The organism is Pseudomonas sp. PDM19 (assembly GCF_014852215.1).
In the GTDB taxonomy this organism is placed as follows: Bacteria; Pseudomonadota; Gammaproteobacteria; order Pseudomonadales; family Pseudomonadaceae; genus Pseudomonas.
The window spans coordinates 808,041-832,714 of the sequence record NZ_JACVBG010000003.1 but is presented as its reverse complement, the minus strand read 5'-3'; the positions used below and the strand labels follow the sequence as shown (position 1 = coordinate 832,714).

The 24,674-nt window shown below is 66.5% G+C and carries 25 protein-coding genes, 1 pseudogene and 1 riboswitch; of the genes and pseudogenes, 9 read left to right on the top strand and 17 right to left on the bottom strand.

Going from position 1 to position 24,674, the window contains the following annotated elements:
• Positions 1-38: 38 nt before the first annotated feature.
• Positions 39-1,037 (top strand): tellurite resistance/C4-dicarboxylate transporter family protein, encoded by a 999-nt coding sequence (locus tag IB273_RS19750; RefSeq protein WP_151186165.1) that lies wholly within the window; start codon positions 39-41, stop codon positions 1,035-1,037.
• A gap of 267 nt (positions 1,038-1,304) precedes the next feature.
• Here IB273_RS19750 and IB273_RS19745 read toward each other — a convergent pair whose 3' ends face one another.
• The 3 genes from IB273_RS19745 to IB273_RS19735 form a co-directional block, all read right to left on the bottom strand.
• A complete protein-coding gene (locus tag IB273_RS19745; protein ID WP_192224828.1) occupies positions 1,305-1,949 on the bottom strand; it encodes a glutathione S-transferase family protein in 645 nt (214 codons plus the stop codon).
• A 57-nt stretch (positions 1,950-2,006) separates the two neighbouring features.
• The gene (locus IB273_RS19740; RefSeq protein WP_054911245.1) at positions 2,007-3,329 is read right to left on the bottom strand and encodes an APC family permease; all 1,323 of its coding nucleotides are present in this window, start codon (positions 3,327-3,329) and stop codon (positions 2,007-2,009) included.
• Between the two features lie 161 nt (positions 3,330-3,490).
• Positions 3,491-4,309: a carbon-nitrogen hydrolase family protein gene (locus IB273_RS19735; RefSeq protein ID WP_192224827.1), complete on the bottom strand. Its 819-nt coding sequence runs from the start codon at positions 4,307-4,309 to the stop codon at positions 3,491-3,493.
• Between the two features lie 150 nt (positions 4,310-4,459).
• Here IB273_RS19735 and IB273_RS19730 point away from each other — a divergent pair, with 150 nt between their 5' ends.
• From IB273_RS19730 to IB273_RS19710, 5 genes are all read left to right on the top strand, one after another.
• Entirely contained in the window at positions 4,460-5,239 is a 780-nt protein-coding gene (locus IB273_RS19730) for a helix-turn-helix transcriptional regulator (RefSeq protein WP_081517684.1), read from the top strand.
• 123 nt (positions 5,240-5,362) lie between these two features.
• The gene (locus tag IB273_RS19725; RefSeq protein WP_081517683.1) at positions 5,363-6,742 is read left to right on the top strand and encodes an L-serine ammonia-lyase; all 1,380 of its coding nucleotides are present in this window, start codon (positions 5,363-5,365) and stop codon (positions 6,740-6,742) included.
• A 455-nt stretch (positions 6,743-7,197) separates the two neighbouring features.
• Entirely contained in the window at positions 7,198-8,808 is a 1,611-nt protein-coding gene (locus IB273_RS19720) for an FMN-binding glutamate synthase family protein (protein WP_081517682.1), read from the top strand.
• A gap of 108 nt (positions 8,809-8,916) precedes the next feature.
• Positions 8,917-9,753: an AraC family transcriptional regulator gene (locus IB273_RS19715; RefSeq protein WP_192210043.1), complete on the top strand. Its 837-nt coding sequence runs from the start codon at positions 8,917-8,919 to the stop codon at positions 9,751-9,753.
• Positions 9,754-9,805: 52 nt separating this feature from the next.
• On the top strand, positions 9,806-10,414 hold the full coding sequence (locus tag IB273_RS19710; RefSeq protein WP_081517678.1) for a LysE family translocator: 609 nt from the start codon (positions 9,806-9,808) through the stop codon (positions 10,412-10,414).
• 3 nt (positions 10,415-10,417) lie between these two features.
• Here the strand turns inward: IB273_RS19710 and IB273_RS19705 are convergent, their stop codons facing one another.
• Positions 10,418-11,326 carry a LysR family transcriptional regulator gene (locus IB273_RS19705; protein WP_081518174.1) on the bottom strand — a complete coding sequence of 303 codons (909 nt, stop codon included), beginning with the start codon at positions 11,324-11,326 and terminating at the stop codon, positions 10,418-10,420.
• Between the two features lie 118 nt (positions 11,327-11,444).
• Here IB273_RS19705 and IB273_RS19700 point away from each other — a divergent pair, with 118 nt between their 5' ends.
• Positions 11,445-13,202, top strand: coding sequence for an amidohydrolase (locus IB273_RS19700; protein ID WP_192224826.1), 1,758 nt, complete (start codon positions 11,445-11,447; stop codon positions 13,200-13,202).
• Between the two features lie 148 nt (positions 13,203-13,350).
• Positions 13,351-14,094: a TorF family putative porin gene (locus tag IB273_RS19695; protein WP_151186159.1), complete on the top strand. Its 744-nt coding sequence runs from the start codon at positions 13,351-13,353 to the stop codon at positions 14,092-14,094.
• Here IB273_RS19695 and IB273_RS19690 read toward each other — a convergent pair.
• The 11 genes from IB273_RS19690 to IB273_RS19640 all read right to left on the bottom strand — a co-directional run bounded on the left by IB273_RS19690 (position 14,091) and on the right by IB273_RS19640 (position 23,346).
• The gene (locus tag IB273_RS19690) at positions 14,091-14,483 is read right to left on the bottom strand and encodes a DoxX-like family protein (RefSeq protein WP_192224825.1); all 393 of its coding nucleotides are present in this window, start codon (positions 14,481-14,483) and stop codon (positions 14,091-14,093) included. The genes IB273_RS19695 and IB273_RS19690 overlap by 4 nt on opposite strands.
• Positions 14,476-14,904 carry a thiol-disulfide oxidoreductase DCC family protein gene (locus tag IB273_RS19685; RefSeq protein WP_081517674.1) on the bottom strand — a complete coding sequence of 143 codons (429 nt, stop codon included), beginning with the start codon at positions 14,902-14,904 and terminating at the stop codon, positions 14,476-14,478. The genes IB273_RS19690 and IB273_RS19685 overlap by 8 nt, the downstream gene beginning before the upstream one ends.
• 61 nt (positions 14,905-14,965) lie before the next feature.
• A complete protein-coding gene (locus IB273_RS19680; protein WP_151186157.1) occupies positions 14,966-15,421 on the bottom strand; it encodes a DUF3237 domain-containing protein in 456 nt (151 codons plus the stop codon).
• 69 nt (positions 15,422-15,490) lie between these two features.
• Positions 15,491-16,312 carry a class I SAM-dependent methyltransferase gene (locus IB273_RS19675; protein ID WP_192224824.1) on the bottom strand — a complete coding sequence of 274 codons (822 nt, stop codon included), beginning with the start codon at positions 16,310-16,312 and terminating at the stop codon, positions 15,491-15,493.
• A 1-nt stretch (position 16,313) separates the two neighbouring features.
• Positions 16,314-16,685: a nuclear transport factor 2 family protein gene (locus IB273_RS19670; RefSeq protein WP_151186155.1), complete on the bottom strand. Its 372-nt coding sequence runs from the start codon at positions 16,683-16,685 to the stop codon at positions 16,314-16,316.
• A 90-nt stretch (positions 16,686-16,775) separates the two neighbouring features.
• A complete protein-coding gene (locus tag IB273_RS19665; RefSeq protein WP_081517670.1) occupies positions 16,776-17,600 on the bottom strand; it encodes an aldo/keto reductase in 825 nt (274 codons plus the stop codon).
• 102 nt (positions 17,601-17,702) lie between these two features.
• Positions 17,703-18,797 carry a D-alanine--D-alanine ligase gene (gene ddlA, locus IB273_RS19660; RefSeq protein ID WP_081517669.1) on the bottom strand — a complete coding sequence of 365 codons (1,095 nt, stop codon included), beginning with the start codon at positions 18,795-18,797 and terminating at the stop codon, positions 17,703-17,705.
• 91 nt (positions 18,798-18,888) lie between these two features.
• On the bottom strand, positions 18,889-19,755 hold the full coding sequence (locus IB273_RS19655; protein ID WP_192224823.1) for an ABC transporter substrate-binding protein: 867 nt from the start codon (positions 19,753-19,755) through the stop codon (positions 18,889-18,891).
• Between the two features lie 131 nt (positions 19,756-19,886).
• The gene (locus IB273_RS19650) at positions 19,887-20,588 is read right to left on the bottom strand and encodes a (2Fe-2S) ferredoxin domain-containing protein (protein ID WP_192224822.1); all 702 of its coding nucleotides are present in this window, start codon (positions 20,586-20,588) and stop codon (positions 19,887-19,889) included.
• Positions 20,588-22,477: a TonB-dependent receptor plug domain-containing protein gene (locus tag IB273_RS19645; protein WP_225610255.1), complete on the bottom strand. Its 1,890-nt coding sequence runs from the start codon at positions 22,475-22,477 to the stop codon at positions 20,588-20,590. Before IB273_RS19645 ends, IB273_RS19650 begins: the two co-directional genes overlap by 1 nt.
• 159 nt (positions 22,478-22,636) lie before the next feature.
• Positions 22,637-22,844, bottom strand: a riboswitch (cobalamin riboswitch).
• Positions 22,845-22,917: 73 nt separating this feature from the next.
• Positions 22,918-23,346, bottom strand: a complete 429-nt coding sequence (locus tag IB273_RS19640; RefSeq protein WP_081517666.1) for a VOC family protein — start codon at positions 23,344-23,346, stop codon at positions 22,918-22,920.
• A gap of 173 nt (positions 23,347-23,519) precedes the next feature.
• On the opposite strand from IB273_RS19640, the gene IB273_RS19635 reads away from it, so the two are divergent.
• On the top strand, positions 23,520-23,888 hold the full coding sequence (locus IB273_RS19635) for a cupin domain-containing protein (RefSeq protein ID WP_081517665.1): 369 nt from the start codon (positions 23,520-23,522) through the stop codon (positions 23,886-23,888).
• 4 nt (positions 23,889-23,892) lie between these two features.
• Here the strand turns inward: IB273_RS19635 and IB273_RS19630 are convergent, their stop codons facing one another.
• Both IB273_RS19630 and IB273_RS19625 read right to left on the bottom strand, forming a co-directional pair.
• Positions 23,893-24,219, bottom strand: a complete 327-nt coding sequence (locus IB273_RS19630) for a helix-turn-helix domain-containing protein (RefSeq protein WP_151186149.1) — start codon at positions 24,217-24,219, stop codon at positions 23,893-23,895.
• Positions 24,203-24,458, bottom strand: a pseudogene (locus tag IB273_RS19625) (type II toxin-antitoxin system RelE family toxin). The gene IB273_RS19630 and the pseudogene IB273_RS19625 overlap by 17 nt, the downstream one beginning before the upstream one ends.
• Between the last annotated feature and the right edge of the window lie 216 nt (positions 24,459-24,674).

The window sequence follows — 24,674 nt, the reverse complement described above, 5'->3', positions numbered from 1 at the left end:
CGCGGTATAGGGAAGGATTCCTCCCAGGAGAATGTCCAGTGCTCAAGGACTTTCCGCCAAGCTACTTCGCGCTGGTCATGGCAACCGGCATTGTCTCCCTCGCCTGCCACCTGGTCGGCCTGCAGCCGGTGGCGCTCGGCCTGTTCTGGCTCAACGTCCTGCAGTACGCGCTGTGCCTGTCGTGCAGCCTGTACCGGCTGGTGCGCTATCCGCGGCTGATGTGGCAGGACCTCACCCACCACGCGCGCGGCCCGGGTTTCCTCACCCTGGTGGCCGGCTCCAACGTGCTGGGCGTGCAGTTCATCGTACTCGCCAACCAGCCCGCCATCGCCCATGCCCTGTGGCTGTTCGCCGGGCCTCTGTGGCTGCTGTGCATGTACGCAATGCTCGCTGGCGTCACCCTCACCCAGCACAAGCCCACCCTGGAACAGGGCCTGAACGGCACCTGGCTGCTGTGCACAGTGTCCAGTGCCTCGGTCTGCGTGCTCGGCAGCTATCTGGCATCGCGCTTTCCCGATCCGGAGCTGATCCTCTTCGTCTGCGTGGCGGCCTACATGGTCGGCATCATGCTTTACGTGCTGATCATGTCGCAGATCCTCTACCGCTGGCTGTTCCTCGACCTGGAAGCCGGTGAGCTGTCGCCGTCCTATTGGATCAACATGGGCGCCCTGGCGATTTCCACGCTGGCCGGCGCACGCCTGCTGACCGCCGGAGCCGACAGTGCGCTGATCCAGTCCCTGGCACCCTTCATCCTCGGGCTGTCGGTCTTCGTCGGCGCTTTCGCCTGCTGGTGGATTCCGTTTCTCGTACTGGTCTTCGTCACCCACCGGGTGCGCTATGGGGTCGGCATCCATTACGACCTGCAGAACTGGTCGGTGGTGTTCCCGCTGGGCATGTTCTGCGTCGCCTCGTTCAGCTTTCTGCCGCTGGTCCATCAGCAGGTGTTCCTGCCGGTCATCCAGGTCATTGCCTATGCCGCCCTGGCCGCCTGGGTGGCGACCTTCTTCGGGCTGCTGCGCCACCTGGCGCGGCGCTGAAGCCAAGAAAAAAGGCCCATCCTTGCGGATGGGCCATCGGGGGACATAACCGATCAACACCTGTGGTTCTTATGGTTCCAGCGACGCCGTGTGATGGGGTTACGCGGCGTTGGGGCAATCATTGACCAGCACCCTGCTACGGAAAATATGGCCACACGAAAAAAAGAACTTTCCCACATGGCCTGAGACCGATTCCGCAAAAAGCGTCAGGGCCACCACGACGGCCCGAAACCCTTCTATGGCTCTGGAACGGTCCGTTTCCGGCTATCAGGGCGCTTTCGCTTCCGCCACGCGGGTGTGTTCTTCCGCCCACTGCACATCCCGTTCCCAAACTCGCTTGAAGGCCGGGCGCGAGGTCACCAGCTCCACATAGCGCTCGAACACCGGCAGCTTGGGCACCACGCCGAAGCCGATGGTCCAGCGCAGGGCCGCGCCCCACAGCACGTCGGCAGCGGTCATGCGGCTGCCCAGCAGGTAGGGGCCGGTGTCCAACTGTTCGGCGAGGGCGCGCATGACGCTGTCGTAATCGCCGTAGGGGCTCATGGCCTGCGGAGCGGCATCGCGCTTCAGGGCACGGTCGACGATGGCCGGTTCGAAGCTGGAGCCATAGAACACCAGCCAGCGCAGGTAGGGGCCGCGCAAGGGGTCGTCGAGGGCAGGAGCAAGATTCGCCCGGGGGAACAGGTCGGCGAGGTAGATGAAGATGGCGCCTTGCTCGGTGACCAGCGACTCGCCGAGGCGGATCGCCGGGACCTTGCCCAACGGGTTGAGCGCGAGGAATTCCGGCTTGCGTTGCTCGCCGGCCTTCATGTTGATCAGTTCGAGGTCGTACTCGGCGCCCAGTTCTTCCAGCAGCACCAGGGTGCCGCTGGAGCGTGTCTGGGGCGAATGATAGAGGGTGAGGCGGGGCATGGCGGGATCTCCTCGGGCATCACGGCTCGGAGTCCCCAGCATAGCCCCGCGCGGGGCTCACGCCTCCTCGAAATGCATCTCCGGCGGTTGCTGGCGGAAGCCGCTGGTGATCACCGCCAGGTAGATCACGCCTAGCACCAGCCAGGTGGCGCCGAGCCAGATGGCCAGGTGGTCGAGGCTGACCATCAGCCACAGGTCGGCGAGCAGGCCGATCAGCGGGAACAGCAGGAACAGCACCAGCTCGCGCAGGCCGCGGCGCTCGGCGTTCAGGTAGTAGTGGAAGATCACCGAGAGGTTCACCAGGCTGAAGGCGAGGAAGGCGCCGAAGTTGATGAACGAGGTGGAGGTGGTGACGTCCATGTGCAGCGCCAGCAGGGCCACCACGCCGCACAGTACGATGCTGTTCACCGGGGTTTCGAAGCGCTTGCTGATGCGACCGAAGAACGGGCGCGGCAGCACGCCGTCGCGCCCCATGGCGAACAGCAGGCGCGAGGCGCTGGCCTGGGCCGACAGGCCGGAGGTGAACTGGCCGACGATCAGGCCGATCAGGAAGAAGCTGACGAACAGGTCGCCGCCGATGTTGCGGGCAATTTCGTAGGCCGCCGAATCGGCGTTCTGGAATTCCACCGACGGGTGCGCCAGCTGTACGAAGTAGCTGGCGGCGATGAAGATGCCGCCACCGATCAGGGTGATCAGCAGGATGGCGCGCGGAATGGTCTTGCGCGGCTCGTGGGTTTCTTCGGTCAGGGTACTGACCGCGTCGAAGCCCAGGAAGGAGTAGCAGGCGATGGCTGCACCACCCATGATCAGCGGCAGCTGGGTGCCCTCCTTGAGGAAGGGTTCCAGGGTCCACAGCGGACGGCTGCCATCACCGGTGATGTAGTGGATGGCCAGGCCGACGAAGGCGATCAGCACGAGGAACTGCACCAGCATCAGTACGCCGTTGATGTTCTTCGCCAGGCGCAGGCCGACCACGTTGATCGCGGTGGTCACGCCGATGAACGCCAGCACCCACAGGGCCTGGGGCACGGCTGGGAAGGCGGAGTGCAGGTAGGCGGCGCCGATCAGCCAGATGGCCATGGGCAGGAACAGGTAATCCAGCAGCACCGCCCAGCCGGCGAGGAAGCCGAGTTTCGGGCTGATCGACTTGCGCACGTAGGTGTAGGCGGAACCGGCCACCGGGAAGGCAGCCGCCATGCGCCCATAGCTCAGCGCGGTGAACAGCATTGCAACGGATGCTACGAGGTAGGCCGAGGGGACTACGCCGCGGGTGACGTCGGCGAGGATGCCGAAGGTACCGAGGACGATGATCGGGGTCATGTAGGCGATGCCGAACAGCACCACCGAACCCAGCGACAGGGTTCGTTTCAGTCGAGCCATTACTGCTTACTCCGCGTTGTGTTTGTTATGGCAGTGCAAAGTGCTGGCCTGCGCTCACCCGCAGGCCTCGCGGGCGCTCTGGTCGCCCGTCGAATGTGGAATAACGCTGTGGCGGCGCGGCCCTGCGCCCCGGCCCGGTTGCAGTGGGCCGGAGAGGAAACTCAGGTGGGAATGATCAGCTCGCGCAGACCGCTTGCGTGCTCGCGCATCTCGCCGGGCAGCACGAAGCGGCGCTCGGCCAGGTAGCTGTAGTCGCGGCGCGACTGCGCCAGGCGCTCGAAGTCCAGCTCGACGATCTGCCGGCACTCTTCGCGGCCGGCTTCGACGATCAGTTGGCCGTAGGGGTCGACCACGGCGCTGCCGCCAGCAAACACCAGGTCGTCATCGCCTGCGCCAACGCGGTTGACCATCACCGCGTAGGCCTGGTTTTCCATGGCGCGGCCCATGATCGCGGTGCGGTGGGTCGGGCCGTAGGGGTCCATGTTGCCGTTGGTCACGATGATCAGCTCGGCGCCAAGCTGGCCCAGCGCACGGGCGGACTCGGGGAACTCGATGTCGAAGCAGATCACGATGCCGACGCGGATGCCGTTCCACAGGCAGGTGGCGTAGCGATCGCCGGGGGTGAAGATGCCGCGGTCCGACGCCCACAGGTGCGTCTTGCGGTACTTCAGGGCGATGCCTTCGGGGGTGATCAGCAGCGTGGTGTTGTAGAAGCGGCCATCGGCGGCCTCGGCGAAGCCCACGGCGACGCTGATGTTCTTCTCCCGCGCGGCCTGCTGGACGGCCTGCACGCTGGGGCCGTCCACCGGCTCGGCGATGGCGGCGATGTTCTGCTCGGTGGGGAAGCCGGTCAGCTGGGTCTCGGGGAACACCACCAGCTGGGTGTCGTCGGCGCAGGCGTGGATGGCCTCCAGGGTGCGGGCCAGGTTCCAGGCCACATCGCCATCACGGCCGGCGAGTTGGACGAGTTCTACTTTCATGGGGCTTCCTCGGATTCTTGTCTTCCAGTGACCAGACGATGCAAAAGGGTCAGAATGCGCACCGCGCCGGCTCAAGGCATCCACCGAGTATGCCGGGCGTGCCATCACCGGGTAATTACGCCCGCGTGGTAACCCATCGGGGGTAGAGTCATGAGCCTTTCCCTTCAGGATATCGCCTGGCACCGCTCGGTCGGGCAACTGATCGAGGCGCTGGACAAGCCGAACTTCTGGACCTCGCTGGTGCGCCTGCTGGGCCAGTATGTACCCTTCGACAGCTGGGTCGTGCTGCTCTTCAGCGACGGCCGTCCCCAGGTTTTCGCCGAATGCCCGGGCGAGGATGGCGGCCCCGATCCGCTGTTCCAGGACTACCTCAAGGGCCTCTATCTGCTCGATCCTTTCTACATCGCCAGCCGCGAGGCGCCCGGCAGCGGACTGTTCCGCCTCGATGACGTGGCGCCGGAGATGTTCGAGCAGACCGACTACTTCCAGCGCTACTTCAGCCTGAACGTGGTCGCCGACGAAGTGCAGATCAACGTGCAGCTCGACAGCGAACGCACCCTTTGCTGCTCGGTGGGCAGCAAGGGCCGCTTCACCCCGGAGCAGATCGCCCTGCTTGCCCTGGTGCAACCCTGGGTCGCCGGCCTGATGCGCCAGCGCATGGCCTTCGAGCGCGAAGTCCAGGAAGCGCCCCCGCCGCCGCGCTGGCAGAACCGTCTGGAGTCCACAGCGCAGCAGATGGAAACCCCGCTCACCGCCCGCGAGCTGGAAGTCGGCCGCCTGATGCTCAGTGGCTGCTCCAGCAAGGAAATCGCCCGCAAGCTGGCCATTTCCGCCGAGACGGTGAAGGTCCACCGCAAGCACATGTACGCCAAGCTGGGGATCAAGTCGCAGTCGGAACTGTTCTCGCTGTTCCTGCAGGCGCAGGGCTGAGAGCACTCCGCCTCACTCATACGGGCGCCGTAAAGCACTTGGCCACCAAGCGGTCAGCACGTAGGGCGGTCGGTGAGCATTCGGGGCCACGCGGGTCCATGCTTGAGGACAGGAGGAAATCCCATGAGCCTCAGCGTCTTCGATATGTTCAAGCCCGGCGTCGGGCCGTCCAGCTCCCACACCGTGGGGCCGATGCGCGCCACCCGCGAGTTCGTCGACCGCCTGCGCGACGACGATCTGCTGCCGCGCACTGCCGCCGTGGAAGTACATCTCTACGGCTCTCTCAGCGCCACCGGCAAGGGTCACGCCACCGACCGCGCCTGCCTGATCGGCCTGCTCGGCATTGATCCGGCCGAAGCTGATCCTGCGGCCCTCGCCCCGCAGGTGGACGACATCCTGCTGCGCCATCGCCTGCGCCTGGGCGGCGTGCAGGAGATCGACTTCGACCCGGCGCGCCAGTTGGTCTTCCACGACGACAGCCTGCCCGCCCACCCCAACGGCCTGCACCTGCGCGCGCTGGACGACAACGGCGAACTGCTGGCCGAGCGCATCTGCTATTCGGTTGGCGGCGGCTTCGTGGTGGATGCGCAGGACTTCAACACCGACCGCGCCCTGCAGGGCAACCCGATGCCCTACCCCTTCCACAGCGCCGAGGAACTGCTGCGCCTGTGCCACGAGCAGGGTTTCAAACGCATCAGCGACCTGATGTGGGCCAACGAACGCGCATTGCGCAGCGACGAGGAGATCCATGCAGGCCTTGCGCATATCTGGGACGAAATGCAGGCCTGCGTGAACCGTGGGCTGGAAACCGAAGGCACGCTGCCCGGCGGCCTCAAGGTGCGGCGCCGTGCGCCCATGCTGTTCCGACGGCTCAACGAGGCGGACAGCGGCAACCTGATCGCCACCACCCTCGGCGCGCTGGACTGGGTGGACCTCTGGGCGCTGGCGGTGAACGAGGAGAACGCCGCCGGCGGGCGCGTGGTGACCGCGCCCACCAACGGCGCGGCCGGCATAGTCCCGGCGGTGCTGCATTACTACGCGCGCTACGACGCCCACGCCAATGCCGAAGGAATCGAACGCTACCTGCTGACCGCTGCTGCCATTGGCATCCTGTGCAAGCTCAACGCCTCCATCTCCGGTGCCGAAGTCGGTTGCCAGGGCGAGGTCGGATCAGCCTGCGCCATGGCTGCCGGGGGCCTGGCGGAAGTGTTGGGCGGCAGCCTGGAGCAGGTGGAAAACGCCGCCGAGATCGGCCTTGAGCACAACCTCGGCCTGACCTGCGACCCGGTGGCCGGGCTGGTCCAGGTGCCCTGCATCGAACGCAACGCCATGGCCTCGCTCAAGGCCATCAACGCCGCCCAGCTCGCCCTGCGCGGCGACGGCCAGCACCTGGTCAGCCTCGACAAGGCCATCGACACCCTGCGCGACACCGGCCGCGACATGATGGACAAGTACAAGGAGACGGCGAAGGGCGGGCTGGCGGTGAACGTGATTGCCTGTTAGTCCGGCTGAGCGCGGGTTCGCGGGCATGACCCAGGCACCCCGCGTTTCTCCTACAAGGTCAAGAGCCCCTCACCCTAGCCCTCTCCCGCAAGCGGGAGAGGGGATCTTACGGAGCAGGATGAAACCATCGCGTCAGCCGGCACGAATTGCCCCCTCTCCCTCTGGGAGAGGGCTGGGGTGAGGGAAAACCTAGGCACGATCCCACAGAAGGAAGCAGTACCAGCTATTTCTTGCAGCCCCCGAAACAGCCTTTCTCAGCCCCGGAGAAAATCGTTAGCTAGCTTTCTTTTTCCCTCGCTTCGGGCTACCGTCGATGCCCGCCAGAACTAGAAAGACTTCCGAAAGTCCGCCGCATTGACCTTTACCCAGGCGCGTTCGCGCGATGCCTGCCATGCTCTGTGGCGGCCCTTTTGGCCAACCTGACCGTGATCAAAAGCCCGACGACTGGAGACTCCATGAACCTGTCGCTGCTCAGCCGCTATGCCTTTTTCGCCGCGTGCGTCCTGTTCACCGTGCTCAGCCTGCCCTTCCTCGGGCATGACTGGGTATGGCCCTTCACCCTCACCACCTTCGCCCTGAGCGTGCTCGGGGTCTTCGACCTGCTGCAGGAACGCCATGCGGTACGCCGCAACTACCCGGTCCTGGGCAACATCCGCTACCTGGTGGAAGCCATCCGCCCGGAAATCCGCCAGTACCTGCTCGAAGGCGACCAGGAGGCCCTGCCCTTCTCCCGCGCCCAGCGCGCCCTGGTGTACTCGCGGGCGAAGAACGAGACCGCCGACAAGCCCTTCGGCACCCTGATCGACGTCTACCAATCGGGCTTCGAGTTCATCGCCCACTCTATCCGCCCCGCCCCGGTGGCCGACCCCTGCACCTTCCGCGTCACCGTCGGCGGCCCGGAGTGCAAGCAGCCCTACTCCATCTCGGTGTTCAACATCTCGGCGATGAGCTTCGGCTCGCTCAGCGCCAACGCCATCCGCGCGCTGAACAAGGGCGCCAAGCTCGGCGGCTTCATCCATGACACCGGCGAAGGCAGCATCAGCCCCTACCACCGCGAGTACGGCGGCGACCTGACCTGGGAACTGGGCAGCGGCTACTTCGGCTGCCGCAACGACGACGGCACCTTCAGCCCCGAGCGCTTCGCCAAGCAGGCAGTCGACCCGCAGGTGAAGATGATCGAGATCAAGCTCAGCCAGGGCGCCAAGCCCGGCCACGGCGGCATCCTGCCCAAGCACAAGGTGACCCCGGAAATCGCTTCCACCCGTGGCGTGCCCATGGGCCAGGACTGCATCTCGCCCTCCTCCCACAGCGCCTTCGATTCGCCCCACGGCCTGCTGAACTTCATCGTCCAGCTGCGCGAACTCTCCGGCGGCAAGCCGGTGGGCTTCAAGCTGTGCATCGGCCACCCGTGGGAATTCATGGGCATCGCCAAGGCCATGCACGAGACCGGCATCCTCCCCGACTTCATCGTCGTCGACGGCAAGGAAGGCGGCACCGGCGCCGCGCCCCTGGAGTTCACCGACCACATGGGCCTGCCGATGCGCGAGGGCCTGCTGTTCGTGCACAACACCCTGGTCGGCCTGAACCTGCGCGACAAGATCCGCATCGGCGCCAGCGGCAAGGTCGTCAGCGCCTTCGACATCGCCAGCGTGCTGGCCATGGGCGCCGACTGGGCCAACTCGGCGCGCGGCTTCATGTTCGCCATCGGCTGCATCCAGAGCCAGAGCTGCCACACCAACAAGTGCCCCACCGGCGTCGCTACCCAGGACCCGCTGCGCCAGCGCGCCCTGGTGGTGCCGGACAAGGCCGAGCGCGTCTACCACTTCCACCGCAACACGCTCAAAGGCCTGGCCGAGATGATCGCCGCCGCCGGCATCCAGCATCCGTCGCAGCTGGAAGCCAAGCACCTGGTACGCCGCGTCTCGGCCACCGAGATCCGCCTGTTCTCGCACCTGCACTACTTCCTCAAACCCGGCGAACTGCTCTCGGGCAACATCGAAGGCGAGTTCTACGAGCGCATCTGGCGCATGGCGCGCAGCGACAGCTTCGAGGCTGCCGCCGGCTGATCGCCCCCCGATCGTGCAGCCATCGGATCGATGGCTGCACGAATCTTCCAGACAGCCACTCCACGCGCGGTATGCTGGCCGACCGGGCAAGCGGTGCGGAGGCGGCCCATGCACAAAGACAACTGGATCGACCTGCTGCAGGATGCCGACACCGGCATCCAGAGCCTGCGCGCGCACTTCAAGGGCCACGCCTACGACCCGCACTGGCACGACAGCTACCTGATCGGCTACACCGAGTCGGGTGTCCAGCAGTTCCGCAGCCGCAACCAGCGCTACATCAGTACCACCGGCCAGGTGTTCTTCCTTGAGCCCGGCGACATCCACGATGGCGAGGCGCCCACCGAAGGCGGCTTCACCTACCGCACCCTGTACCTCGACGCGCCCTGGCTGGAACGCGAGATCGGCACGCTGTTCGAAGAGGCGCCGGGCAACTGCCAGCTGAGCGTGCCCGAGCTGCTGATCGACGACCCGCGACTGGCGCGACGCGTCGACAACGCCTTCCAGGCGGTGCACGGCAACGACCTGAGAATCGTCCGCCAGACCGCCATGGACGAGCTGCTCGACGGCATGACCCGCCACCTGCACTGGCGCCAGCGCGGTGAAGCGCAGGTTCATCTGCCCATGGTGGCGCAGCGCGCGCGGGACTTCCTGCACGCCAACCTGACCGCCGATATCGGCCTCGACGACCTGGCCCGCGCTAGTGGCTGTGACCGCTTCCGCCTGACCCGCGCCTTCAAGCAGGCCTTCGGCCTGCCGCCCCATGCCTACCTGATCCAGCTGCGCCTGGCCCGAGCGCGGCAATTGCTTGGTCGCGGCCTGGCGCCCGCGGACATCGCCGCCGACCTCGGTTTCGCCGACCAGAGCCACCTCGGCCGCTGGTTCCGCCGCGCCTATGGCGTAACCCCCGCCTACTACCGCAAGCGCTGCTCAAAGCTTCCAGACTGAGCCCGCCGCAGTGGCGAAGATGAGCTCCCACGGATTTACCGGAGTTCCCGCCATGCACTTCTCGCAGCTCGGCCAATGGCTGCCCTTCGTTCTCTTCGCCTTCGTCGCCTCGATCACGCCGGGGCCGACCAACCTGCTGGTGTTCAGCAACAGCGCCCGCTTCGGCTGGGGCGCCGCGCTGCCGATCATGTTCGGCGGCTGCGCGGCGGCCGCCGCACTGGTACTCGCCGTGGGCAGCGGCCTGGGTGAAGTGCTGGCCAGCCTGCCGCGCGTACAACAGGCGATGAGCGTGGTCGGCGTGCTCTGGCTGAGCTGGCTGGCGTGGCAGATCTTCCGCAGCCCTCCGGCAGACCTTGCGCGCGACGGCGACGCCGCCCGCCTGGGCGCACTCGGCGCCGCCGCGCTGCAACTGGTCAACCCCAAGACCTGGATGATGGCGCTGGCGGTGATCAGCGTGTATGCCGGCCACGGCGTCGACCGGCTGGACCGCGTGCAACTGCTGTCGCTGCTGTTCTTCGTCGTGTCGATTCCCTGCACGGCGGTCTGGGCCGGCCTGGGTATCGGCAGCCAGCGCCTGCTTTCGCCCACGCAGATGCAGCGACTCAACCAGTTGATGGCGATCCTGCTGCTGGTATCGGCCTGGGCCGGGGCGCTGCTCTGATCCTTAAAGGATGCCGTCGCGCCGCAGGTAGTCGCGCAGGTGCTCGATGAACGCATGGATCTTGCGCGTCGCCCGGCGGTTGCTCGGGTACACGGCGAGGATCTGCGCGCCGAAGGTATCCGGTTCGAAGAAGTAGTCTTCCAGCACCGTCACCAGCCGCCCACTGCGCAGGTGCTCCAGCACGCTCCAGTGCGGGCACGGCAACAGGCCGTGCCCGGCCAGGCAGGCGGTGAGCAGCACCGCCTGGTTGTCGCTGTTCAGACGGCCGTTGCGCGGGGTGGAGAAGCGCTCACCTTCCACATCGAACCACCAGCGGTCATCCAGCGCAGGATGGCGGTAGACCAGGCAATCGTGATCGACGATCTCGCTGGGGTGCCGCGGTGTGCCGCGCCGGGCCAGGTAGGCCGGGCTGGCGCACATGATCAGGCGGCTCTCGGCCAGGGGTTGGGCGATCAGGCCCGGCAGGTCGCTGTTGCCCATGCGCAGGGCGAGGTCGTAGCGGCCGTCGAGCAGGTCGACATAGCTGTCGGAAAGGTCCACCTGCAGGCGCACGTCCGGGTGCAGGTCGAGGAACTCGGCGCAGGCCTGGTCGAGGAACACCGGGCCGACGATCAGTGGCCCGGTGATGCGCAACACGCCGCGCAGGCTGTGCTGCAGCTGGGCGATTTCCTCGGTGGTCTCGCGCATCCGCGCCAGCACCTCGCGGGCGCCGTCGAGATAGAGCTGGCCGGCTTCGGTCAGCGACATGCTGCGCGTGGTGCGCTCGAACAGGCGCGCGCCGACTTCGATTTCCAGCTGGCCGACCGCCTTGGTCACCGCCGAGGGCGTCTTGCCCAACTGCTCGGCGGCGCGGCTGAAACTGCCGGTCTCGGCACTGGCGACAAACATTGCCAGGCTGCTGAATCTGTCCATCGTCATTCGTGCCAATCCTTCACAAGTGTTATGCCTGGCGGCGACTTCCGCACGATCCGGTCCGCCAGTAGCCTGCGCCGCAGACCAACAATAATCCACCGAAAAGCAGAGGGAAGTCATGCACGGCATGCTCAAGGGCGCGCTGGCGCTCGCCATCGCACTGGGTACTTTTGAAGCTCAGGCACAGAACGCGGACCTGATCCTGTACAACGCCAAGGTCTTCACCGCCGAGCCTGGCCAACCGTTGCAGCAGGCCGTCGCGGTCGCTGGCGGCAAGGTGCTGCAGGTAGGTTCCAACGAGGACATCCGCAAACTCGCCGGCACCGGCAGCAAGCAGGTCGACCTGGGCGGCAAGGTACTGATGCCCGGCTTCATCGACAGCCACTCGCACTCCATCTTCGGCGGCCTGGAACTGATCTCCGCCAGTCTGATGGATGAAGAGATGGACCTCGACGCCTTCGTCGCCCGCCTGAAGCAGGACCGCGACAGCGGCAAGGCGAAGAACGGCGACGTCGTCGTGATGAACGGCATGAACTCCAGCTACTGGTCCAAGGCCGACGGCCTCGCCGAGCGCCTGAACCATGGCGAATGGGAGAAGGTGCCGGTGATCCTGATCGGCAGCGACCACCACACCGCCTGGGCCAACGCCGCCATGCTCAAGCGCGCCAAGCTGGACGCCCAACGGGTGCGCGGCCTCAGCTCGCTGGAACAGGGCAACATCGCCCACGGCAAGGACTTCGCCCCCACCGGCTTCCTGGTGGACTCGGGCTTCGACCTGGTCGCTGCGACCATGCCCGCCGCCAGTACCGAGACCATGGACCGCGCTGGCCGCGCTGCGGTGAAGTACAACAACAGCCTCGGCATCACCGCCTGGATGGACCCGGCCGCCAACGGCGCACCGGGCGAGGCGGTATTCAACATCAAGCCCACCGAGAAGACCGTCGGCGTACTGCCGGTGTACCGCGACCTGGCTCGCGACGGCGAACTCACCGCCCACGTCGCCGCACTGCAGGTGGTCAATCCCAGGAGCACTCCGGCCGATCTTGACGTCATCGAGAAGGTCCGCCAGCAGTTCCAGGGCATCCCCAACCTGACGCTGCCGGGCATCAAGGTGTTCGCCGACGGCGTGATCGAATTCCCGGCGCAGTCCGCCGCGCTGCTGGAGAACTACAAGAACAGCCACAAACCGGGCGAGTTGCTGATCGATCCGAAGCACTTCGGCGAGCTGGTCAGCGCCGCCGATGCCCGTGGCTGGCTGGTGCACGTGCACGCCATCGGCGACCGCGCGGTGCGCGAATCGCTCAACGGCGTCGCCCAGGCGCGCAAGGACCGGCAGAGCGGCGTGACCCACTCGATCACCCACCTGCAGCTGGTCAACCCCAAGGACTTCCCGCGCTTCAAGCGGTTGAACGTGATCGCCTCGATGCAGCTGGACTGGGCCACCGCCGAGCCCTACACCGTGGAGCTGGTCAAGCCCTACATCGCCGACGAGGCCTACCGCTACATGTACCCGGCCAAGTCGCTGCTGGACAACGGCGCCACGATCGCCGGCGCCAGCGACTGGCCGGTGTCCACACCCGATCCGCTGAAGGCCATCTACCAGGCCGTCACCCGCCAGGGCGAGGAAGGCGTGCTCAACGCCGCCGAGCGCGTGGATCGCCAGACCATGTTCTATGCCTACACCCGCAACGCCGCCCAGACTATCGGCCTGGGCGACAAGATCGGCACCCTGGCGCCCGGCAAGCAGGCCGACATGGTGGTGCTCGACCGCGACGTGTTCAGCGTGCCCGACCAGCAACTGGACGAAGCCCGCGTGCTCCACACCCTGTTCGAAGGCCGCGAGATCTACCGCGCCGAAGACCAACCGGCTCTCTGAGCCGGGCTCCTGCGCCGGGGCGTGAACACCCCCGGCGCCCTGCCCGCCAGCCCAACCCTTGCCGAAGCTTCCCGAGTTGACCGGGAGGGTCGGCGCTGCGCGGGATTTTTCATCTGCCCACAGACAATCACAACAAAGGGAACCCCGTATGAATCGCCCGCAATGGCTTGTCGGCGCGCTGCTCGCCTGCGCCCCGCTCACCTCCGCCCTGGCCGTGGAGCTCGGCGAAGGCTTCGCCCTGCAGATCGACACCGCCCTGGTCAGCGACTACCGCACCCGCGGTATCTCGCAGACGCAGAACGACCCCGCCGCCCAGCTCGGCCTGACCCTGCAGCATGCCTCCGGCGCCTACCTGGGCGTGTGGACCTCCAACGTCGACTTCGGCGGCGGCCTGAAGACCCGCCAGGAAACCGATTACTACGCCGGCTGGTACTGGCAGGCCAACGACGACATCGCCCTGGACCTGGGCTACATCAAGTACGCCTACCCGAAGGAAGCCCAGTTCAACCAGAGCGACACCTACGCGATTCTCCACGCCTACGGCTTCGAAGTGGCGGCCTACTATGGCAACGACTACCCGACCTACTTCGGCGAGAACCAGGCCAACCTCTACACCTACCTGGCCTACAACGCCGAGCTGCCGGCGGAGTTCAAGCTGCGCGTGCGCTACGGCCGCAACGACGCCAAGGACCCGCTCTACCTCTCCGGCAGCGGCGACACCCGCGATACCTACCATGAGTGGGAAGCGAAGCTGAGCCATGAATGGGTGGGCTTCGACTGGGGGGTGAGCTACATCGACACCGACCTGTCGCAGAACGAGTGCCGCACGCAGTTCGGCTTCGGCGACGTGTGCACGGCGACCGTGGTCGCCAGCGTGAGCAGGAGTTTCTAACGCGGACGGACGGGGTGCGACTGCTGCGCGCCCCGCTCACCCAGCAGGGCGATGGCGCAAAGCGCCAGAGCGGCGACGTTGGTGGACACCGGGTTGAAGGCACCCAGCAGCAGTTCAGGGGCGAACAGCGCCACATCCACCAGCAGCGCCAGCAGGGCGAAAGCCGCCAGCCACAAGGGCCAGCGGCTGCGGCGAAGCAGCAGGATGCACAGCGCCAGGACGATCTCGGCGGCACCGGCGACCTGGGCGACGCGAAGGGTCGACAGTGGCCAGTTGTGGGCCTCAATCATGCGGACTTCATCAGGGCTGAGGAACAGCAGCTTGGGCACCAGGCCGTGGTAGAGAAACACCACGCCCAACGCCAGCCGCGCAATGGCGACGCTAGTCATTGCCAAGGAAGCGCCCGCGATACTGCGGCGACGGGACCAGGCAGATGTCCTCGCGGCCGAACAGGCGGTAGCGGTTGAGCGCGACGCGGTCGTAAAACCAGTCACGCAGCGGCCGGGGCACCAGCCAAAGCACCCGCAACCAGTTCCAGGGCGCCGGTAGCTGACCGATCACCCGCAGGAAGGCATCGCTACGCTCGAAGCCTTCGCGGCCATCGACATAGAGCATGGTGTCGAAGTATCCGGTGGGCAGGCCGAACCAGTCGAGAATCGCCTGGCCCTCGGCGGACTGCACGCTGCAAAGCTTCACGCGGCGCTCGCGGTCGTAGCGCAGGAGGAAGCGGCTCCAGCCGTTGCACAGCCGACAGGTACCATCGAACAGCACGACCTTGTCGTCGGGCTGCATGTTGGGGGGCAGAGCCATGGCGTCGTCTCCAGAAGCCTGGTGAAGCAACCTTGCCCGCCGCTTGTGACAAGTCATCGACTCACCCATTGGCCAATGAAAACAACCGGTATTCCACCCACCCCGGCCCCAGCCGTCCTTCGCCCACCGCCAGTTGGTGGTTGAGCCAGCGGTAGCGGTCGTCGCCGACCTCGAAGCGCGGTTGGATCATGAAATAAGTATCGCCGAACTCGGTACTGTCACCCCGCGAGACCGCGTGGATGATCTTCGGATTGGCCACCAGCAGGCCGTTGTGCTGCATCAGGATACGCGCGCCGTCGTCGGTACGCAGCACCAGGCGCACTTCCAGGTGCCAGCCGCCGTCACTGTCCACCAGGATCCAGTCGCCGCCGCCGGGTAATACCTCGCCGCTCAGGCGCTGTCCCTTGAAGGTACCGCCGCCGGCCGCCGAGATCAGCCGCTGGCCCTGCGGCACGCGGCCGATCTCCAGCGGCACACTGGCCTTCACGTTCATTTCCATCAACGGCTCGAGCTTCATCGCCAGCTCCTGAACAAGGTCGTCGTAGACGCATCAGTAAAGCAGCCGGGGCGCGGTGCAGCCATCTGCTCAGGACGTTGGGCCGAAGCGATAGCGCAGCAGCCGGCCCATGCGGCGCATCGCCGGAATGGCCAGGGTGATCTCGTAGAGCAGGCGCATGCCCAGGGACAGCCGGGCGATCTGCGCGCGGTCGTAGGCGGCGATGGCATCGACGAAACGCAGGGCCGGCACCTGTTGCTCAAGCTCCTGCGGCTCGTCGATGCCCCAGTGCAATACAGCGCCGGTACGCCGGATCATCGGGTTCCACTGCAACAGGCGGATGCCCAGGCGACTGTATCCGTCGAACAGCAACTCGCCCCGACCGAAACGCGCGGTCAGCGCAGTCAACAGGCGGTACACCTCGTCGGTTTCCACGTAGGGCAACACACCCTCGGCGATCATCAGCACCGGCCGCCCGGTCGGCACCGCGCGCCACCAGTCCGGCGCAGTCAGGGAACTGGCCAGCAGGTGGCAGTTTTCCCGCGCGGGATACAGGCGCTCGCGCAAGGCGATCACCTCCGGGAAGTCCACCTCGAACCACTGCACGCTGGACGGTGGGTCAATGCGCAATACCCGGCTGTCCAGCCCGCAGCCCAGTTGCAGGACCACGCAGGCCGGGTATCGGGCGAGGAAATCGCGCACCCAGTCATCGAACAGCCGGGCCCGCAGGGCGATGCCCACCTGCTCGGCGCGGCCGATGTGCAGGCGGGCGAAGTCGTAGTCGATCTGTTCCACCGCCTGCCGCGAGAAACGGTCGCCCAGCAGGCTGTCGGGCAGCTCGCTCTCCTTCGCCTTGGCGTACAGGGTGATCAGCAGGGTTTCCGGCGTGCCGCGCAGGGTGATGCGTTCCACGTCATTCGTGCAGGTAATAGAGCTTGTTGACGATCTGCCAGCCGTTGCCGATGCGCAACAGGGCCAGGTAGTCGGTGAAGTGCATGCCGAGGAACTCGTCGGTGACCTTGGCCACCGCGCTGTCGCCGGTGATGTCCAGCGACTTCAGCTCCCACGGCGGCGGCGCGCCTTCGGAAGGCGGCGACTCAGCCTTGATCGCGCCGATGAACTCATCCAGCGACGCCCACTCCAGCGCGCCATGGTAATTGCCGATGATCCTGCAGGACGGATGGAACGCCAGGCGCAGGCGCGACTCGTCACCGAAGGTCATGCCCTCGACGTAGTCCGTCAGTACGCGGTTGATGGCGGCGCTGTCCGCCGTGTAGTTGCTCATCGCTGCAGCCCTCCCCGGTCGGTGACCATGGGGCAAGGCTAGCACCGCACCCCGGCCGCGCCCTGGCGAGCGACGACCGGGGCTCCGGCGTCAGACCACCGCCAGGTGCCGCTTGCGGGTCGGCGGCGGGAAGGCGGCGTCGAGGGCTTCGAGGTCCTCGGGGGTCAGACGCAGTTGCAGCGCGGCGGCGTTGTCGCGCACGTGCAGCGGCTCCACCGCCTTGGGAATGGCAATCACACCCGGCTGGTGGATCAGCCAGGCCAGCGCCACGCGGGCCGGGGTGGCATCGTGGCGGCCGGCGATTTCGCCCAGCACGCGGTGGCGCAGCAGCTTGCCGCCCTGCCCCACCGGGCAGTAGGCCATCAGCGGCATGCGCTCTTCCTGGCACCAGGGCAGCAGGTCCCACTCGATGCCGCGCTCCTCCAGGCTGTACTGCACCTGGTTGGTGGCGCAGGCCGGTTCGTTCAGTTCCTGCAGGTCGTCGAGGTCGAAGTTGGACACGCCCCAGCGCTTGATCTTGCCGGCCTCACGCAGGCGCTCGAAGGTTTCGACGGTTTCCTCCAGCGGATACTGGCCGCGCCAGTGCAGCAGGTAGAGGTCCAGGCAATCGGTGCCCAGGCGCCGCAGGCTGCGTTCGCAGGCCTCGGGGATGCCGCGCCGGCTGGCGTTGTGCGGGTAGACCTTGCTGACCAGGAAGACCTGGTCGCGCAGGCCGGTCAGCGCCTCGCCGACCACCTCTTCCGAGCCACCCTCGGCGTACATCTCGGCGGTGTCGATCAGGGTCAGACCGCGCTCGATGCCTTCACGCAGGGCGGCAATCTCGCGCTTGCGCTGGAAGCTGTCCTCGCCCATGCGCCAGGTGCCCTGGCCGATGGCGGGAACGGCGGTGCCGTCGGCGAATACCACGGTGTTCATCTCGTGCTCCTTGTTGCGCTTGTCGTGGGGACACGGGGCCAGCCGCCCGAAACCGGGCGACGGGCACACAGGGTAGCGCAGAAGCAGGAGCCAGGCTGTGGATCAGCGGTTGGTCTGCAGGTTGCGGCGGGCGGCGTGGCGCTCGATGGCCAGGTCGATCAGCCGGCTGACCAGCTCGCTGTAGGTCATCCCGGCGGCCTGCCAGAGCTTGGGGTACATGCTGATGCGGGTGAAGCCGGGCAGCGAGTTCAGCTCGTTGATCAGCACCTCGCCAGTCTCGGTGAGGAACACGTCGACCCGCGCCAGACCGGAGCACTCCAGCGCCAGGAACGCGTCCACGGCGAGCTGGCGGATACGCTCGCTGGCCTGTGCGGGAATGTCCGCCGGCACCACGACCTTGGCCGCGTCCTCGTCGATGTACTTGCTGTCGTAGGAGTAGAAGCCGCTGCCCACGACGATCTCGCCGCAGCCACTGGCGATGGGCTGCTCGTTGCCCAGTACCGCGCACTCGATCTCGCGGCCCTTCACGGCGGACTCCACCAGCACCTTGTCGTCGAAGGCCAGCGCCAGGCGCACGGCTTCGTCGTAGGCGGCCTCGTCCTCGACCTTGCTCACGCCCACCGAGGAGCCCATGTTCGCCGGCTTGATGAACAGCGGCAGGCCGAGCTTGCGCTGCGCCTCGGCGAAAGGCGTACGCGCGGCGTTGGCGCGGGTCAGGGTGACGAAGGGTGTGATGGCGATACCGGCGTCACGCAGCAGGCGCTTGCTCACGTCCTTGTCCATGCAGATGGCCGAGCCCAGCACGTCGGAGCCGACGAAGGGGATGTCGGCCATGCGCAGCAGGCCCTGCAAGCAGCCGTCCTCGCCCTGGGTACCGTGGACGATGGGGAAGATCACGTCGACGTGATCGAGCAGCTGGCGGCTGCCGGTTTCCACCAGTTGCTGCTCGGCCTTGCCCGGCACCACGGCCAGCTCGCGGTTGGAGCGGTTAAGGGCGATCAACGCCGGGTTTTCCTGGTTGAGCAGGTAGTCGGAGGCATCGTTGAGGTGCCAGCGGCCCTCCTTGTCGATGCCCACCAGCACCGGTTCGAAGCGCTCGCGATCCAGGGCATCGACAATATTCTTCGCCGATTGCAGGGACACCTCGTGCTCCGCCGAACGCCCACCGAAAATCACCCCAACACGCAACTTGCCCATGACAGCCTCCGAATGAACGATGGGCGTTTTCTAACACGGGCTCCGGCACTTGGGTAGGAACAGTGGCCGGCGAACAGACGGGACGCTCTGCTCAGAGCTGACCCAGCGCCTGCGCCAGCTCGCGCGCGGCCTGGCCGCTGTGCACGCCGGGGAACAGGTGGGTGAAAGGCAAGGCCACGAAGCGCCCTTCGCGCACGGCGCGCAGGCGCGAGAGCACCGGGTCCGCGCGCAGCGCTCGGACCTTCTGATCGGCCGTGGACCAAAGCGCATCGGCCAGCAGGATCACATCCGGGTCGCGCGCCAGCAGTTGTTCGGTGTTGGCGGTAAAGCTTCCCAGGTCGACATCCCCGAACAGGTTGTGCGCGCCGGCAGCATGCAGCAACTGGGTGACCACGCCGCGCCGCCCCTGGCTCTCCAGGCCGTTGCTGGCGCTGTCGAGGTAGAAGACTTCCAGCGGTTTGTTCCCGGAGAAATGGCGGCGTGCCTGGGCCAGTTCGGCGTGTTGCTGGCGGATCAGCTTCTGTGCCCGCTGCTGCTCGCCGAGCAGGCCCCCCAGTGTCGTCAGGTCCGCCTCGACACCGGCGAACAGATCGTCCTGCCACGCGCCACAACCGGCATCCAGCAGATAGCTGGCGACGCCATGGCCGGCCAGTTCCTCGCGGGAGAGGTTGCCCAGCCGGAAGGCCGAGGCAAACCCGGCCACCACCAGGTCCGGGCGCTGCGCGTAGACCGCTTCCGCCGACGGGTACTGACGCGATAGCAGCGGCACACCCCGATAGCTTCCTTTGGTCAGGTCGAGATCGTCATCGATGTAGGCCACGCCGATCAGCCTCTCTCCGACGCCCAGCGCCAGCAGCAGGTCGGCAGCGTGCTGGTTGAGGGCGAGGATGCGTTGCGGCGGGTGGTCGATCTGCCAGGAACGGGCGCAGTTGCGGTAGTCCTGCGCGGAGACCGTCATAGTGCCAAGCAAGCATGCGAGCAGCAGCGCCCCCTGCAGGAGCGGGCCATGCCCGCGAGCGCCTCCTACAGTTGAGCGACGCTGCCTCCACCCGTTCGCGAGCAAGCTCGCTCCTACGAAGAGCAAGCGCCTCATGGCTCGTCCACCCGCAGCTCCGCCACCGGCACGCCATCGCGCAAATGCTCCGCCACCACTCGGCGCACCTGCTCGTCACTGCGCAGGCCATACCAGACGCGCTCGGGATAGACCGTCAGCAACGGCCCGCGATTGCACGGGAACTGGCAACCGGTGCGCGTCAGCAGAGCGCCCTCGGCGTTCTCATGGAGATCGTGGCGGATCAGCTCGCGACGCAGGGTCTTCCACAACGGCAGCGCACCACGCCGCACGCAGCGCGGCCCGGTGCAGAGGAACAGGTGATGCCGGTGCGGCGGCGGCGCGGACCAGTCCGGCTGCGACGGCACTTCACCGACACCCTGACAGTCCAGCTGTTGCGCCGGGTCACCAATCGCCGCCAGCACCGCCGCCGCGTCCAGCCCGCGCCGGCCGAGCGCCGACGCGGTGACTTTCGGCGGCGGCGCCTGCGGATGATCTTCCGACAGCGCGGCCAGCTCGGCACGCAACCAGTCGAGGTAGGCACCGTCAGCGGTCGGTTCAAGGTCGACCAGCAACAGCTCCCGCGCCTCCGCCAACAGCGCGCGCACCCGCCCCCAGAGCGAATCGAAACCCTCGCCGGTATCGATGCATTCGACACCGGCGAGGCGCGCCGGCACCTCGCGGTGCAGGCGCTCGCCCTGGGCTCCGGCGAGCGGGCCGACCAGCAGGATGGCCTTCATCAGAAGCTGAAGGTGTAGCGCAGCTCGGCGGTACGCGGCCGGCCGAGGTTGTCCACCTGGCGGATGCCGTTGCTGGTGCGACCGGTGGCGTAGTCACGGTCCAGCAGGTTCTCCAGCAGCAGGCTCAGGCGGTGCGCGTGGGCGGCGTCGAGATAGCGGTAGGCGTCGCCATCGAGCACGCTGTAGTGGCCGTAGTCGTCATCCTGAGCGCTGACGATGGAGCCGACATAGCGGGTGGCAAGGCCCGCGCCCCAGAGGCTGTCGTCATAGCCCAGGCGCAGGCGGGCGAAGAAGTGCGGGATGTTGTTCACCGTCACGCCCTCGCGGCTGTCCACGAGGTTGCGCGTGGCGTCCGCAGAAAGCTGCCAGTGCCGACCGAACTGCCACTGGCCGTTGGCTTCCACGCCGCGCACGGTGATCTCGCCATCGCCATTCACCCACTGGTCCCCGGCCAGGGTGATGAGATCGGTGATCTCGCGGCGGAACAGCGTGACGCTGCCGCTCCACGGCTGCTCGAACAGCTCGCCGGTGTAGTCCAGGCCCAGCTCGGCGTTGCGGCTGCGCTCGGGCTTGAGGTCGCGGTTGCCCACTTCGTCGCCCGGCTCGTTGACGAACAACTGCTCGGCGGTGGGCAGCTTGAAGGCGGTGCCGAACTGGCCGCGCAGCTTGAGCTGCTGCGTGAGGTCGTAGAGCGAAGTCAGCATCCACACGGTGGCGCCTTCACCGCCGGAGATTTCCTCGCGGCGCACGCCCAGGCTCGGGTGCCAGTCAGGCAGCGCCTCGATGTTCGGCCGCAGCTGGGCGTAGAGCGCGTGGGACTCGGCCTTGTCGTTGTCGATGATCAGCACATCGTCCTGGCCCTTGTACCACTGGTTGTCGTTGCCCAGGACCAGTTCGTGGCCGCCCGCCAGCTTCGCCTTGCCTTCGAGCTGCGCGCCCCAGTCGGTGAAGCCCCAGTAGTCGTTGTGGTTGAGTACCTGGGTACCGCCGCCCTGCAGGTTGTAGACGCGGTCGTAGCGGGTGTCCCAGTCGTTGATATGGGTCTTGGCGAACCAGCTGAAGTCCTCGCTGACGCTCTGCTGGAAAGTCGCCGTGGCGATCTGCTGCACGCGGTTGTTGCTGGTGTGGTGGTTCGAGGTCGGCCGGGCGAAGTCCAGCTCGGCGTCGGCGTACTGGTAGAACAGCTCCAGGCGCGAGGCATCGCCGATGGCCTGGATGGCCTTGGCGCCGAACACGTTGACGTCGTAGGAGCGGCGCTTGTCGCTCACCGTGTCGGTCATGTCGCGGTCGCGGTAGGGCTGGTAGCCGTCGGAGCGGTTGTGGCTGACGTAGGCCATCAGGCCGAGGTCGCCCAGGCCGTTCTGCACGATTTTCTCGGCGCGGGCATCACCACTGCGGCCCTTGAAGGTGTCCAGGCCGAGGTTCACCTCGCCGGATGCTTCGCGGCTGCGCGCGCTGCGGGTGACGATATTGATCACCCCGGACACCGCCTGGGTGCCGAACAGCAGGCCCTGGGCGCCCTTGAGCACTTCGATGCGCTCCACCGCGGTAGTCGGCAGGGTGTCGATGTAGATGCCGCCGTAGAGGCGGTTGTTCAGGCGCACACCGTCCAGCAGGATCAATGTGTCGTCGTTGCGCCCGCCGAGCAGCGAGTAGGTGCCGTAGTCGAACGGGCCGTTCTTCGGCGCGACGAACAGGCCGGGCACGTACATCTGCAGCACACGGGTGATGTCGGCGCTGGGGCCGGCGCGTTCGATCTGCTGGCGGTCGATGACCTCCAGCTTGCTGCCGTAGCGTGCCATGTCGGCCACAGTGGTGGACTCCACGGAAGGGCCGCTGACGACTTCATCGGCCAGGTCGAGCGGCGCCGCCGACAGGTGCGCACCCAGGACATAGAGGGGGAGAACGCGAGTCCAGCGCAGGGTGCGCCGGTACAGGAACGAAGAATGTTGCAAGGTGATCGCCTCGAAATCGGGATTTCGCAGGCGGCGCAGCGACACCCGGAACGAGCGCGCCCCGGGAACCGGCTCACGCCCGCCCACCGCGGGTTTGCCAAACAGGTTCCAGGCCGGTCTCCGGGCTTGCGAGGGTCATGGAACATCCGCCTTCCCATGCCTGAGCACAGTGGCTTAGTGGACGCTCCGCTCGCTTACCGTTGCGGGGGCAGCGCCGGACTGATCGCACGAGGGCGACGCACCGGCTTCCCGTTTCACCCCACGCACGGCGGCGGGGGGCACCTGAAACGGGGCGAATCTGAACACCTGGCGGACGAAAGCGTCAAGCGCGGGGGTTGGGCAGGATGTTGCGGGCGCGGCGCAAAAGCGCGAAATCAGTGCCAGGGATCGTAGGTGCCGAAACTCCAGATGTGCCCTTCCGGATCACGGCAGGTGAAGCCCTGGCCGCCGTAGTCCTCGTCCTTGATGTCGATGACGATCTGCGCGCCGGCCTCGACTGCTGCGCGATACAGCGCTTCGGCGTCCTTCACCACCACGTAGATACTCTGGGTACAGCCGCCGATCTCGTCGGGCTGGCGCATCAGCCGGCCGTACTCGTTGTCATGCAGCGACCCGAGCATCACCAGCCCGCTGCTGTCGGCCAGCGCCAGCTGTGCGTGGGCAATGCCGCCGTGGTCATCGGCGACCACCAGTTGCCGCTGGAATCCGAAGGTGGCGCACAGCCAGTCGATGGCCTGGGGCGCATCGCGGTAGCGCAGGCAGGGAATGACGCTGGGGCGGGCGATGGGAACGGGCGTGGACATGGCGGTCTCCGGAGCAGAACGAGCGCGATGCTCTGAGCATAGTCGCCCGCTTTTCGCTCCCCGCTACGGCATGGCGACCAGCAGCAACAGCGACACCGAAGCGCAAGTTCCTGCAAGACCGCTCCAGGGGCCGGCAGTAGTTTGGGCAGACCGATCCCAAGGAGACAACCACCGTGACCCAACGCCAACCGATCAACCTGCAGGACAAGCTCGGCCGCATCAGCGAAACCTGGCAACCACGGGTGATCGCCGAGATGAACGACTACCAGCTCAAGGTGGTGAAGCTGCAGGGCGACTTCGTCTGGCACAGCCACGCCGACACCGACGAGACCTTCATCGTGCTGGACGGCGAGCTGCGCATCGACTTCCGCGACGGTCCGCTGACCCTGCGCGCCGGCGAGCTTTACGTGGTACCCCGTGGGGTGGAGCACAAACCCTATGCCGAGCACGAGGTGCAACTGATGCTGATCGAACCGCGCGGCGTGCTGAACACCGGCGACCAGGGCGGCGATCGCACGGCGGAGAATGATCGCTGGGTGTGACCGCTCAGAGATCCAGCAGGTCGGCGTGAATCCCCAGCGCCTTCGCGAGCTTTTCCCGCGTGTGCTTGCGCGGGCGGGTCGCGGCTTCCTGCTGGGCATAGGCGGACTGGCTGATGCCAATGCGTTCGGCCACTTCCGCCTGAGTCAGCCCCAGGTGCCGGCGCCAGGCGCCGACAGCGGTCAGCCCATCCCTGACCATGAAGCCCACCACCTCATTGGGGACCAGGTCCTCCTTCGGGTGACTGGCGATGTACTCCGCGTAGGGAATGACCACGAAGGCCGGTACGCCATCCGGCCCGTTGATGATCTGCACGTTAGTACGTGTGCTCATCGCGCTTGCTGACCTCTTCGATATTCACGATGCGGATGCCGCCGTCCCAATCGAACAGGACGCGGTACCTGCCTAACCCGCAGACGGTAGCCGTAGGCATGGTTGACCAACCTTTTGACGTTCGGCACCGCCGGCATCCGGGCGAGTTCCTGCACGGCGTCGCAGATCACCGGCTGATCGGCCTTGTTTAACCTGCCAAGCTGCTTCACGGCCTTTCGGGTCCAGTTGATCCGGCTCATGGCTGCCTCGCGGGGAGAGGCAGAAATATAAGTCTTTCAATAAGTATATTAGCGCGAGTCTGGCGGTTGTGGGACGGTGTTCTCAGGCACAGACTCCGACCGCCGATCGACTGCCCAGCCCGTTGCCGATCAGCGGCCTCTCCCGCTTAGCTGGGTGCTGCTATGCCTGTCGGGAGAACGCCGCTCCCAGCCGGAGGCTGTCACGCCTGGGATACA